The organism is Nonomuraea sp. NPDC050022 (genome assembly GCF_044460705.1).
Classification (GTDB): Bacteria; Actinomycetota; Actinomycetes; order Streptosporangiales; family Streptosporangiaceae; genus Nonomuraea.
Genome location: NZ_JBITKE010000003.1, coordinates 992,398 through 1,005,155, shown reverse-complemented (window position 1 = coordinate 1,005,155; position 12,758 = coordinate 992,398). Strand labels below are relative to the sequence as shown.

Annotated in this window: 11 protein-coding genes; 7 read left to right on the top strand and 4 right to left on the bottom strand. The window is 67.4% G+C overall.

All coding sequences use genetic code 11. The features are described 5' to 3' along the window. Positions 1-7: 7 nt before the first annotated feature. From ACIBO2_RS16115 to ACIBO2_RS16100, 4 genes are read left to right on the top strand one after another with little or no spacing between them, the layout of a single operon-like run. A complete protein-coding gene (locus ACIBO2_RS16115) occupies positions 8-796 on the top strand; it encodes an ABC transporter permease (protein ID WP_358538906.1) in 789 nt (262 codons plus the stop codon). Positions 797-798: 2 nt separating this feature from the next. Next, a complete protein-coding gene (locus ACIBO2_RS16110; protein WP_397297671.1) occupies positions 799-2,079 on the top strand; it encodes an LLM class flavin-dependent oxidoreductase in 1,281 nt (426 codons plus the stop codon). Continuing rightward, positions 2,076-2,636, top strand: a complete 561-nt coding sequence (locus ACIBO2_RS16105; RefSeq protein WP_397297575.1) for an NAD(P)H-dependent oxidoreductase — start codon at positions 2,076-2,078, stop codon at positions 2,634-2,636. The genes ACIBO2_RS16110 and ACIBO2_RS16105 overlap by 4 nt, the downstream gene beginning before the upstream one ends. After that, positions 2,633-3,121, top strand: a complete 489-nt coding sequence (locus ACIBO2_RS16100) for a flavin reductase family protein (protein ID WP_358203655.1) — start codon at positions 2,633-2,635, stop codon at positions 3,119-3,121. The genes ACIBO2_RS16105 and ACIBO2_RS16100 overlap by 4 nt, the downstream gene beginning before the upstream one ends. A gap of 26 nt (positions 3,122-3,147) precedes the next feature. Here ACIBO2_RS16100 and ACIBO2_RS16095 read toward each other — a convergent pair whose 3' ends face one another. After that, positions 3,148-4,206, bottom strand: a complete 1,059-nt coding sequence (locus ACIBO2_RS16095; RefSeq protein WP_358538910.1) for a dihydrodipicolinate reductase — start codon at positions 4,204-4,206, stop codon at positions 3,148-3,150. Positions 4,207-4,387: 181 nt separating this feature from the next. Between ACIBO2_RS16095 and ACIBO2_RS16090 the strand changes: the two genes are divergently transcribed. Then, positions 4,388-5,260 (top strand): SDR family oxidoreductase, encoded by an 873-nt coding sequence (locus ACIBO2_RS16090; RefSeq protein ID WP_358538913.1) that lies wholly within the window; start codon positions 4,388-4,390, stop codon positions 5,258-5,260. A 38-nt stretch (positions 5,261-5,298) separates the two neighbouring features. Here the strand turns inward: ACIBO2_RS16090 and ACIBO2_RS16085 are convergent, their stop codons facing one another. Then, positions 5,299-6,558, bottom strand: coding sequence for a nucleotide sugar dehydrogenase (locus tag ACIBO2_RS16085; RefSeq protein WP_358538915.1), 1,260 nt, complete (start codon positions 6,556-6,558; stop codon positions 5,299-5,301). Between the two features lie 661 nt (positions 6,559-7,219). On the opposite strand from ACIBO2_RS16085, the gene ACIBO2_RS16080 reads away from it, so the two are divergent. Then, positions 7,220-9,178, top strand: a complete 1,959-nt coding sequence (locus ACIBO2_RS16080; RefSeq protein WP_397297572.1) for a DUF4082 domain-containing protein — start codon at positions 7,220-7,222, stop codon at positions 9,176-9,178. A 257-nt stretch (positions 9,179-9,435) separates the two neighbouring features. Then, positions 9,436-10,431 carry an ice-binding family protein gene (locus tag ACIBO2_RS16075; protein WP_358538922.1) on the top strand — a complete coding sequence of 332 codons (996 nt, stop codon included), beginning with the start codon at positions 9,436-9,438 and terminating at the stop codon, positions 10,429-10,431. Positions 10,432-10,618: 187 nt separating this feature from the next. Here ACIBO2_RS16075 and rfbB read toward each other — a convergent pair whose 3' ends face one another. Next, a complete protein-coding gene (rfbB, locus tag ACIBO2_RS16070) occupies positions 10,619-11,608 on the bottom strand; it encodes a dTDP-glucose 4,6-dehydratase (RefSeq protein WP_358538924.1) in 990 nt (329 codons plus the stop codon). Next, positions 11,605-12,672, bottom strand: a complete 1,068-nt coding sequence (locus ACIBO2_RS16065) for a glucose-1-phosphate thymidylyltransferase (RefSeq protein ID WP_358538927.1) — start codon at positions 12,670-12,672, stop codon at positions 11,605-11,607. The genes rfbB and ACIBO2_RS16065 overlap by 4 nt, the downstream gene beginning before the upstream one ends. Positions 12,673-12,758 lie beyond the last annotated feature (86 nt).

Below are 12,758 nucleotides of genomic sequence, written 5' to 3'. Positions count from 1 at the left end.
CGCGCCGGTGCGTCCCGCCACTGTCCGGCGCCGAAGCCTGCCGGGCATCATCCGCCGGGTGGTCAACGCGTCCGCCGCGATCGTCGTGCTGGCCGCCGTCTGGGAGATCCTGCCCAGGGCCCAGGTGGTGGACCCCACCTTCCTCCCGCCGTTGAGCGACGTCCTGACCGCCTGGTACGACCTGCTGCGCAGCGGCGAGCTGGCCGACCATGCCCAGGCCTCGCTGGCCAGGTCGCTGGCCGGGTTCGGGGCGGCCATCGTGGTCGCCATCCCGCTGGGCCTGCTGATCGGCTGGTACCGCCCGGTGGCCGAGCTGCTGAACCCGGTCCTGGAGCTGTTCCGCAACACCGCCGCCCTGGCCCTGCTGCCGGTGTTCGTGCTGGTCCTGGGGCTGGGGGAGACGTCCAAGGTGTCGATCATCCTGTACGCCTGCGCCTGGCCGATCCTGCTCAACACCATCGCGGGCGTCAAAAGCGTCGACCCGCTCCTGATCAAGTCGGCGAGGTCCATGGGGCTCGGGCCGTACCGGCTGTTCCAGAAGGTCATCCTGCCCGCCGCGGTGCCCACCATCTTCACCGGCATCCGCCTGGCCGGGGCGTACTCGATCCTCGTGCTGATCGCCGCCGAGATGGTCGGCGCCAAGGCGGGGCTCGGCTACCTCATCAACTACGCGCAGTACAACTTCCGGGTGCCCGACATGTACGCGGGGATCATCACGATCTCGGTGCTCGGCCTGCTGTTCAACCTGCTCCTCGTACGCCTGGAGCGACGCTTCTCCACCTGGAGGACCACGTGACCATGCACCTGAACGCCTTCCTGATGGGCGTCGGCCACCACGAGGCCGCGTGGCGGCACCCGCTGACCGAGCCGAGCCGCATCACCGACATCCGGCACTTCCAGGAGCTGGCCCGGATCGCCGAACGCGGCAAGCTGGACTCGGTGTTCCTCGCCGACGGCCTCGCCCTGTGGGGAAATGTCCGGCACAACGCGCTCGGCGGGCTGGAGCCCCTCACCCTGCTCGCCGCCCTGGCCGCCGTCACCGACCACATCGGCCTGATCGCCACGGTGTCCACGACGTACAACGAGCCGTTCCACGTGGCGCGCAAGTTCGCCTCGCTGGACCACATCAGCGGCGGCCGGGCGGGCTGGAACATCGTCACCTCCGCCGGCGAGGCCGAGGCCCGCAACTTCGGCATCGAACGCCCGCCGCACAGCGAGCGCTACCACCGGGCGGAGGAGTTCCTCCAGGTGGCCAACGCGCTCTGGGAGAGCTGGGCGGACGGAGCGGTCGTCGGCGACCGGCGCACCGGGGTCTACGCCGACCTCTCCCGCGTCCAGCCGATCGACCACGTGGGCACGCACTTCAAGGTCCAGGGCCCGCTGAACGTCCAGCGCTCGCCCCAGGGCCGCCCCCTCCTGGTCCAGGCCGGGTCGTCGGAGGACGGCAAGGAGTTCGCGGCGCGGTTCGCGGAGGCGGTGTTCACCGCGCAGCAGACCCTGGAGGACGCCCAGGAGTTCTACGCCGACCTCAAGGGCAGGCTCCCCGCGTACGGGCGCCGGCCCCAGGACCTCAAGATCCTGCCCGGCGTCTCGCCCATCATCGGCTCGACCGAGCGCGAGGCGCTGCGGCTGGAGAAGGAGCTGGAAGACCTCATCGTCCCGGCGTACGGCGTGCAGCAGCTCTCGAACATCCTCGGCGTCGACCTCACCGCCCACCCCTTGGACGGCCCACTACCGGACATCCCGCCCAACCCGGATGGCCAGCAGAGCCGCATCAAGCTGATCAAGGACCTGGCGGCCCGCGGCGACCTGTCGATCCGCGAGATCATCGGCAAGCTCGCCGGCGGCCGCGGCCACCGGGTCGTCGCGGGCACGCCCGAGCAGATCGCCGACCAGCTCCAGGAATGGTACGAGAACGGCGCGGCCGACGGCTTCAACATCATGCCCCCGCACCTGCCCGGCGGCCTCGCGGACTTCGTCGAGCAGGTCGTCCCCGAACTGCGGATCCGCGGCCTGTTCCGCAAGGACTACGAGGCCCGAACCCTTCGCGACCACTACGGATTGGCCACCGCCTCATGAGCATCGTCACCGTCGTCGGCAACCCGCGCTCCGGATCGCGCACGCTGGGAGCGGCGGTCGCGGCGACCGACGCCATCGCCGCCCGGCTCGGCCACACGGGTCCGAGGGACGTCATCGACCTGTCGGCCCTTGCTCCGGAACTGCTCCTCCCGCAGAGCACCGCGAACGTGGAGATCGCCCTCGAACTCCTCACCAGCGCCTCGGTGGCCGTCGTGGCCAGCCCCACCTACAAGGCGACCTACACCGGCCTGCTCAAGGCGTTCCTCGACCGGCTGCCGCCGAACGCCCTGGCCGGTACGGCGGCCCTGCCGATCCTCGTCGTGGGCGACCCCAAGCACGCCCTGGCGGTGGAGGTCCACTTCCGCCCGCTCCTGGTGGAGCTGGGCGCCTTCGTCCCCACCCCCGGCCTGGCCCTTCTGGAGTCGGAGCTGCCAGGAGACGACGGGCCCTTGGCCCGCTGGGCGGATCGGGTCGTGCCGCAGATAACGGTCAGGGAGGGAGCGTTCAGGGAGGGAGCGTTTAGGGAGGGAGCGTTTAGGGAGGGAGCGCTGAGATGACCATCTCCCTGGATCGCGACGAGTTCCGTACGGCCCTGGCCCAGCACGCCGCCGGAGTGGTCATCGTGACGGCCAGACCGGAGGGGGTCCCGGTAGGCCTCACGGCGACCTCGTTCTCCTCGGTGAGCCTTGATCCGCCACTGGTGTCCTTCTACGTCGACCAGTCGTCCACCACCTGGCCCTGGCTCCGGCTGGCCGACCATTTCGCGGTGAACGTCCTGGCCGGCCACCAGCACGACCTGGCCACCCGCTTCGCCCGGCGCGGCATCGACCGCTTCGCCGAACCCACCCGCTGGCAGCCCGGCCCGCACGACACGCCGTTGTTGGAGGACGTCTCCGCACATCTCATCTGTATTCCGCACACGACCGTGGAGATAGGCGACCACACCCTGGTGGTCGGCCTGGTCACCGCCGCCCAGACCACCCCAGCCCGGCCGCTCCTCTACCACCGCGGGCAGTACGGGCGCTTCCTCCCGCACAACTGACTCTTTCCCCGCCGCACGTGGCCCGCCTACCGGATGCGGACCCGGTCGCGTGCGGTGGGGAGGGGGAGATCAAGCAGGGTGCGGATGCCGGGCGGCGCGGCGCAGACGGCGGGGATGGCGTTGATGGCGTGGGCGGCCGCGGCGGCCAGTCCGTGGGAGACCTCGTCGATCGACATCGTCATCTGCGGCACCCCCTCGATGTGGATCGCGAAGCCCGGCTCCGGCCAGCGCGCCACCTTGCCGGCGTCGGCCTTGTAGACCACCTCGACCGTCATGAACGGCCGCCCCCGCACCAGCCCCGAGAACACCCAGCGTGAGGCGCACACCGCGCCCTCCTCGACCCGGCCGGCCGCGATCTCGAACTCCCGCCCGGCCACCTCGAACTCGTCCCGCTCCTCCACCTCGTCCAGCCGCACGTCGAGCGCGTCGGCCACGAGTTGCACGCTCTCGGCGAAGAGCGAGCGCTGGAAGGTACGGAACGGCCGGACCGCTTCGGCGTAGTCCTTGGCCGTGCGGGTGAACCCGACCAGGTCCACGACGACCTGGCGCGAGGGGTGGCCGCGGAAGTCCGACGACTCGCGTACATAGATGTGGTCGACCCGGTCCGACAGCCCGGTCAGCGCCAGCGGCAGGAAGTCGCTCATGAAGCCCGGGTTGATGCCGGTGCCGTGGAGCGTGGTGCCGCCCTTGTCACAGGCGGCCTCGATGCGCTCGACCACCCGGGGACCGTACGACTTGGGGTAGACGAAGCCGGTGGTCGTGATGACGTTCTTGCCCGAGGCGAGCAGCGCGCAGATGGTCTCCAGGTCCAGACCCCGGTCCGGGCCGAAGTAGAAGGACGGCAGCGGCATGTGCAGCACGCAGTCGGCCTCGATGGCCATGACGCGCTCCGGATCGCCCGTGCAGCTCACGCCGGTGTACGGCAGGCCGACCAGCTCGCCGGCGTCTTTGCCGATCTTGTCGTGGTCATAGACGAGGACTCCCGCGAGCTCCAGGCCCGGCCTGCTGAGCACGCTGCGCAGCGCATAGCGGCCGACGGCTCCCGTGGCCCACTGAACCACGCGAAGGGGCGCGTTTACCGGCATGTCCGGCCTCCGAAGGCCCGGTGGAGGGCGGACAGGCTCTGGGGGTCGCCGCCCATGAGAAGCCCAGAACTCTAGCAGAGAATGAACCTTCTGATCACTATCCGCGACGATCAGTCGTAGTGCGGCGGACTCGGGTTATTGTGCCATTACTAGAACGTTGTTCTCCTGCGCTGGAGGTTCGATGCTTCGGTTCGATGACAGGGTCGCGATCATAACGGGAGCCGGGCACGGCCTCGGCAGGTCGCACGCGCTCCTGCTGGCCGAGCGGGGTGCCAAGGTCGTCGTGAACGACCTGGGCGGCGCGCTCGACGGCACCGGCGCCTCCGCGGGTCCCGCCGCCGACGTGGTCGAGCTCATCACCAAGAACGGCGGTCAGGCCATCGCCAACGCCGACAACGTGGCCACGCCGGAAGGGGCCAGGGCGATCGTGCAGGCCGCGGTCGACGCGTTCGGCAAGATCGACATCGTCGTCAACAACGCGGGCATCCTGCGTGACAGGTCGTTCGGGAAGATGGCGGTCGAGGACTTCGACAATGTGCTGGCCGTACATGTGCGCGGTTCCTACCTGGTCAGCCAGGCTGCCTACCCGTACATGAAGGAGGCCGGCTACGGCCGGATCGTCAACACCTCCAGCCCGGCGGGCCTGTTCGGCAACTTCGGCCAGGCCAACTACTCCACCGCCAAGATGGGCCTGGTCGGCCTGACCAAGACGCTCGGCATCGAGGGGGCCCGCAACGGCATCAAGGCCAACGCCATCGCGCCGATCGCCTGGACGCGGATGACCGAGTCGCTGCTGCCGGCCGAGTTCGAGGCCAAGTTCACGCCCGAGCGGGTCAGCGCGCTGGTGGCCTACCTCGTACACGAGTCGTGCGAGCCGAGCGGTGAGGTGTTCAGCGTCGGCGGCGGCCGGGTGGCGCGGGTGTTCGTGGCCGAAGGGCCCGGCTGGAAGTCGGACGAGCTCACGCCGGAGTCGCTGGCGGACAACTGGGCGGCGGTCATGGCCGAGCAGCCGTACGTGCTGTCGGCCGCGGACTCGATGAAGGCCATGCTCTAGGAACGGCGGAGGGGGCTACCTGTAGTCCCCTCCGGGTTTCACAGCCGCTCGACGTTGGACCCCCGGCAGCGGTTGCGCGTGTCGAAGACGAAGGCGCTCACCTGCTCGACCATCTCGTAGTCGAAGCAGTCGTGGTCGGTGAGGATCAGCACCGCGTCTGCCCGAGCGAGCTCCTGGCGCGTGGCGTCGATGATCGCGATCCCCTGCGGCAGCAGGAAGTGGTCCACGTGCGGGTCGGCGGCCCGTACATCCGCGCCCAGCTTGCGCAGGGCCCTGGCCACCTCGATCGCCGGCGACTCGCGGCAGTCGCCGGCGTTCTTTTTGTAGGCGAGGCCGAGCACGATCACCCGGCTGCCCTTGATCGGCATGGAGCGCTGGTTCAGCGCGAGGGTCAGCCGGTGGACGACGTGATCCGGCATGTGGTCGTTGATGTCGTTCGCCAGCTCCACGAACCGGAAGTTGTGCCCCAGGCTGCGCTTGACCTTCCACGACAGGTAGGACGGGTCGATCGGCAGGCAGTGCCCGCCGACGCCGGGGCCCGGGGTGAAGCGCATGTAGCCGAACGGTTTGGTGGAGGCGGCGTCGATGGCCTCCCAGACGTCGATCCCCAGCTGCCGCGCGAAGATGGCCAGCTCGTTCACCAGGGCGATGTTGATGTGCCGGAAGGTGTTCTCCAGGAGCTTGCTCAGCTCGGCCACCTGGACCGAGGAGACGGGAACGGCATCGCGCACGATGCGCTCGTAGAAAGTCTGGACTCTCTTCAGCGAGGACTCGTCGATGCCGGACACGATCTTCGGGGTGTTCTCCAGCCGCCAGCGGGTGTTTCCCGGGTCGATCCGTTCGGGGCTGTAGCCAAGGTAGAAATCCTCGGGCGCCTGCAGTCCGGAGCCTTCCTGAAGCAGGGGCAGGAGATATTCCTCGGTGGTTCCGGGATAAGTCGTGGACTCCAGCACCACTGTGGCGCCCGGCCGAAGGAGCGGCGCGATGGATTGGGCGGCCGTGGCGATGTGCCGGAGATCGGGCACACCCTCGCGAAGCGGCGTCGGCACCGTGATCACACAGATGTCGAACATCTCGGCGTCGGCGTAATCGGTGCTCGCCAGATAACGGCCGCAGCGGTGCGCGGCGATCAGCTCGTCGTCCCCGATGTCCTCGACATAGGATTCGCCGGCGGCCAACCGCTTGATCCGCCACTGGTCCACGTCAATGCCCACGACGTCGAATCCCGCGCTGACCGCCCGCATCGCCAGCGGCAGGCCGACATAGCCTTGGCCGACGACCACCAGTTTCTCTCCCATGTCAGGAGCCCCCGTTACATCGAGATGAGACACGATCCGACTGTAGGAGGCCGGAGTTCTTATATCGCCGATTTGATGGTGATGCCCGGCGTGTCGTCTGATGGCGTTTCCATGGCAAGGCCAGCGATTAGGGGTGCATAAGGGCATTAAGCGGAATATTTCCGCGCGCCCAAGAAAAAGTCGCCCGTACGGGGATACCTTGTTCAAGCTTTCCGGTAAGTGTGGCAACCGGGTATTGAAGGGTAAAGAGCGGTCCAATAGGACGCTATCCTAGGCTTTTCTTGATCACATATAGGTTTTTCGCGCCATGCCGTTCAAGGCGTGGTCCTCCCGGATGTCGTAGCGTCTTCAACGGGATCGGCGACATTCGGGTCGCATCTCTTATGGCTGGACTTTAGCCGCATTTATGGCAAACGCGACGAACCGGGCGAGCGGCGACGCTCGCCGTATGTGTTCTTGACGAGCCGCAGGCTGCGGCGAGCCAGCCGATTGCCTGAGTAGCACAAGATAAAGTGAGGAGTTGTGGCGCATGTCAAAATCACATAGCGATGCGCCCGATCGAGCAGCCCGCAAGGCCCTCCCCGAAGCTCTCAAGCGCGAAGCGACCAGCAAAGTCAGATATTCCCGCTCGCCGGGGAATGTCGGTCGGTTGTGGATGGGGGTGAGTGCGGCGGTCGTGCTGGTGGCAGGTGCGGTGGTGGGGCTGCCGCAGGCCGCGAGCGCGACGCCGCCGGTGGACATCGGTGTCGCGGAGCCCTACGCGGTCGTGGCCGGGGTGTCGGTCACCAACACGAATCTGACCACGGTCACCGGAGACCTCGCGATCAGTCCGGGCAGTACGCTGACCGGCTTTCCGCCCGGCACCGTCAACGGTGACCGGGACCTCGGCAACGCGGCCGCGGCGGCGGCCAAGGCCGACGTGGTCGCCGCCTACAACGACATCGCCGGGCGGACCCCGGATGCCACGGTGGCGCAGCAGCTGGGCGGCACGACCAAGGGGCCCGGCCTGTACGCCTCCAATACCGGCGTCTTCGCGATCAGCGGCACACTCAGCCTCGACGCGCAGGGAGATCCGAACGCCGTCTTCATCTTCCGGGCGACCAGCCTGACCGCCGCCAACGTCTCCAACATCGCCCTGCTGCGCGGCGCGCAGGCCGACAACGTCTTCTGGCAGTTCAGCGACACCGTGACGCTGGGCAACTACTGCACCTTCCGCGGCAACGTGCTGGCCCAGAACGCCGTCACGGTGAATGTCGGTGCCTACACCAACGGCCGCATCTTCTCCCTGAACAGCTCCATCAACATCACCGGCACCGACAGCACCCCGGCCACTCAGATCACCCTCCCCAACGACCCGCCGACCACGACGACCCTGACCACCTCGCCCAACCCCTCCTGGAGGGGGCAGCCGGTTCTCCTCACCGCGGTCGTGCAGCCGGTCAGCGGCACTCTGACCCCTGCCGGCGAAGTGGTCTTCAAGGACGGCTCGACCGTACTCGGCTCGGGCTACCAGGACGCCGACAATCCGGCCACGCTCACGACCCCGAGCCTCAGCGCGGGGGATCACCACCTCACCGCCGTCTACCTGGGCGGGGACGTCTTCGACCACGAGGCACTGATCCACTTCGCGCCGAGCTTCTCGCCGGAAGTGGTTCAGCATGTGTCGGACAGCCTGTGGGACAGATCGGCCACGCCGGCCGTGCAGTCTCAACCCGACACGCAGGCGATCACGGTCGGCGTGAAGTTCCGGGCCTCGACGAGCGGGACCATCATCGGCATCCGGTTCTTCAAGGGCTCCCTGAACACGGGAACTCATACCGGGAGTCTGTGGAGCAGCAGTGGTCAGCTGCTCGCGAGCGCGGTCTTCAGCAGTGAGACGGCCTCCGGCTGGCAGCAGGTGAATTTCTCAACGCCTGTCTCGATTACCGCCAACACCACCTATGTGGCCTCATATCACACCACGTCGGGATATTATTCGATGACCCGGCCTTACTTCACCTCGGCATTCACGAACGGCCCGCTCACCGCGCTGGCGAACGGTACGGACCCGAACGGGGTGTACACCTACGGGGCGACCAGCACCTTCCCGACGACCTCCTTCCAGTCCACCAACTACTGGGTCGACGTCGTATTCGAGCCGGCGGACAGCCTGTGGGACAAAGCGGCAACTCCGGCCGTCCAGTCTCAGCCTGATACGCAGGCGGTCACGGTCGGCGTGAAGTTCCGCGCCTCGACGAGCGGGAACATCGTCGCCATCCGGTTCTTCAAGGGCGCTTCGAACACTGGCACTCACACCGGGAGTTTGTGGAGCAGCAGTGGTCAGCTGCTCGCGAGCGCGGTCTTCACCAGCGAGACGCCCTCTGGCTGGCAGCAGGTGAATTTCCCGACGCCTGTCGCGATCACCGCAAACACCACCTATGTGGCCTCATATCACACTACATCGGGATTTTATTCGGTAAACCGGCCTTACTTCACCTCGGCATTCACGAACGGCCCGCTCACCGCGCTGGCGAACGGTACGGACCCGAACGGGGTGTACACCTACGGGGGGACCAACACCTTCCCGGCGACCTCCTACCAATCATCCAACTACTGGGTCGATCCGGTATTCGACTCCTAGCGAATCCGTGATTCTCCACCGGCCCGGTCGTGCGCTTCCGCACGACCGGGCCGCGTCATGTCTCTGGCGTGAATACGACACGGGCCGCGTCGCATGTCATTTCTCTGGAACGGCATCGATGCCCGCTAATGTCGAATATCCAGCGTCATATGACCGGTGGAGCATCTTCCCCGGGTCGCGGATATAGGGATCGGCTCATGGCGAATGTTGATTTGTCCCGTTTTTCGGGGAAGTTCGGTCGGTTGTCGCTAGGAGTGGTGACCGCGGTCGTCCTGGTGACTCTGCCGGAGGGCGCGCGCGCGACACCGCCGGTGAACATCGGCGGTGGGAAGCCGTACGGGGTTGTGGCCGGGATGTCGGTCAACAACGCGCATCTGACCACGGTCTCCGGAGATCTGGCGATCAGTCCCAACAGCACGCTGACGGGCTTCCCGCCCGGCACCGTGAACGGTAACCGGCAGCTGGGCAACGCGACCGCGGCGGCGGTCAAGTCTGACGTGGTCGCCGCCTACAACGACATCGCCGGGCGGTCCGGCGGTTCCACGGTGCCGGGGGAGCTGGGCGGTACGACCAAGGGGCCCGGCCTGTACGACGCCGGCAACGGCGCCTTCGTGATCAACGGCACGCTCACCCTCGACGCCCAGGGGGATCCGGCCGCGACCTTCATCTTCCGAGCGGCCACTCTCACCACCGCCAGGGTCAGCAATATCGCCCTGCTGCGCGGCGCGCAGGCCGACAACATCTTCTGGCAGTCCACCGGCGCTACGTCGCTGGGGGTGTACAGCACCTTCCGCGGCAACGTGCTGGCCCAGGGCAACGCCACCGTGAACTTCGGTGCCAACGTCCAGGGCCGGGTCTTCTCCCTGAACGGCTCCGTCAACATCACCGGCACCGACAGCATCCCGGCCACCCAGATCAGCCTTCCCGACGACCCGCCGACCACCACCACGTTGACCAGCTCCCCGAACCCCTCCGCCGCTGGACAGCCGGTGACGTTCACCGCCACCGTGGCACGGGTCAGCGGCAGCCAGACCCCCTTCGGCGAAGTGGTCTTCAAGGAAGGTTCGACCATTCTCGGCTCGGTATTCCTCAACACCAGCACCGGTCGTGCGATGTTCACGACGTCGAGCCTGGCCCCGGGGCAGCATCGGATCGTCGCGGTCTATCTGGGCGGCGACGTCTTCGACCACGAGGCCCTAATCCACCTGGCCCCGAGCACGTCAGGCCCGGTGACCCAGACCGTCACCCCATAGTGCGGTGACGACGGGCGTACTCCCTCTCCCCCCGGAGGGGGTGTCCGCCCATGAGGCCCTGCCACGGCGGGCCGTCTTCCTCTGCTCTCCCCCGGAATCCCCTGAGGGACCCCGGCCCCGGCGGGCCGTGGTCTTCCGCTCCCCTGGGAGGGGGGATCTCCCAAGGGACCTCAGTCACCACGGACCGTCACATGGATCGAGGCGTGGCAGGAGCCTTCAGCGGCCGCCACCACCGCTGGTTGTCCTGGTACCAGCGCACCGTCGCGGCCAGGCCGTCCGCGAACCCCATACGAGGTTCGTAGCCGAGCCCTCGGAGCTTGCCGCAGTCGACGGAATAGCGGCGGTCGTGCCCGAGCCGGTCCGGCACGTTCCTGACCATCTCCCAGCCCATCCCGAGCGCGTTGAGCAGCAGCTCCGTGAGCTCCCGGTTGGTGAGTTCGGTGCCGCCGCCGATGTTGTACGTCTCTCCCGGCGAGCCCTTCTCCAGCACCAGCTGAATGCCCCGGCAGTGGTCGTCGACGTGCAGCCAGTCCCGTACGTTCAGCCCATCGCCGTAGAGGGGGACCGGCTCGCGGTCGAGCAGGTTGGTGACGAAGAGCGGGATGAGCTTCTCCGGGTACTGGTAAGGGCCGTAGTTGTTGGAGCAGCGGGTCACCCGGACATCGAGGCCGTAGGTCTGGTGATAGGCCCGGCAGAGCAGGTCACTGCCGGCCTTGGCCGCTGAGTACGGCGAGTTCGGCAGCAGGGGCTCGTCCTCGGACCAGGATCCTTCCGCGATCGACCCGTACACCTCGTCGGTGGAGACGTGCACCACCGTGCGGACGCCGGTCTCCAGCGCCGCCTGCAGGAGTCGCTGCGTGCCCAGCACGTTCGTCGTCAGGAAGTCGCCGGCACCCGTGATGGACCGGTCGACGTGCGTCTCGGCCGCGAAGTTCACGATCACCTCGCACTCGGGAACGATCTGCGCGAGCAGCTCCAGGTCGGTGATGTCTCCGTGAACGAACCGGTAGCCGGGATGTCCGGCCACCGGTGCGAGATTGGCGAGATTTCCGGCGTAGGTGAGCTTGTCGAGAACGGTGATGTTCACGGTCTCGTAGCCCGGATACGAGCCGAGCAGCAGCGACCGCACGTAGTGCGATCCGATGAAGCCGGCGCCGCCGGTGACCAGAATCCTCATGTACGCACCTGTATCTTGCTGTGATCGCCGACCATGAGCTCGTGGGTGTTCGGCATGCCTTCCGCGCGGTTCACTTCGACGTTGCGCCCGATGAGGGAATGCCCGATGCGCGACACGCCGCGGATGGACGAACTGTCGAGCACGATCGAGTACTCGATCTCGGCGTCCTCCAGCACGCAACTGGCCCCGATCGAGGTGAAGGGGCCGACGAAGGAAGAGACGATCTTGGAGTCGGCCCCGATCACGATGGGCCCCCGGAGTACGGAGTTCTCCACCACCGCGCCCTGCTCGACGACGACTCGCCCGGTGATCTCGCTCCGGCCGTCTACGGTGCCCCGGATGTCAGGCTCGATCTGTTCGAGGATGATCCGGTTGCATTCCAGCATGTCCTGCAGCCGGCCGGTGTCCTTCCAGTAGCCGTTGACGAAGTGGGAGTGGACGCGGAAGCCGTTGTCGATCAGCCACGTGACGGCATCGGTGATCTCCAGCTCGCCGCGCGCGGACGGGGTGATGCGCCGGACGGCCTCGTGGATGACCGGGGAGAAGATGTAGACCCCGACGATCGCCAGATCGCTGCGCGGGTGCTCCGGCTTCTCCGCCAGCCCGATGATCTCGCCTTCCGGCCCGAGCTCGGCCACGCCGTAGAACTGCGGTTCGGCGACCTTGGTGAGCAGGATCTGCGCGTCATGGTCGGCCTGGCGGAACGCGTCGACCAGGGCGGTGATGCCGCCCACCAGGAAGTTGTCGCCCAGGTACATCACGAACGGCTCGTCGGCGAGGAACTCTCTGGCGATCAGGACGCAGTGGGCCAGCCCCAAGGGGGCCTGCTGCGGGATGTAGGTGACCTCGAGACCGAACTGCGAGCCGTCTCCGACGGCCTCGCGCACCTCCGCGGCCGTGTCGCCGACGATGATGCCCACGCTGGTGATGCCCGCGTCCCGTAGCGCTTCGAGCCCGTAGAACAGGACCGGTTTGTTGGCCACGGGGACCAGCTGTTTCGCTGAGGTATGGGTGAGCGGGCGCAGCCTCGTCCCCTTGCCACCCGCTAGAACGAGCGCCTTCATCGGCTCCCTGAGTCCTTCCGCGAGGAGGACATGGCGGCGATGGCCGCCTGTCCGCTGGAGTTTATGCCGAGCCCCACCGGGGGAAC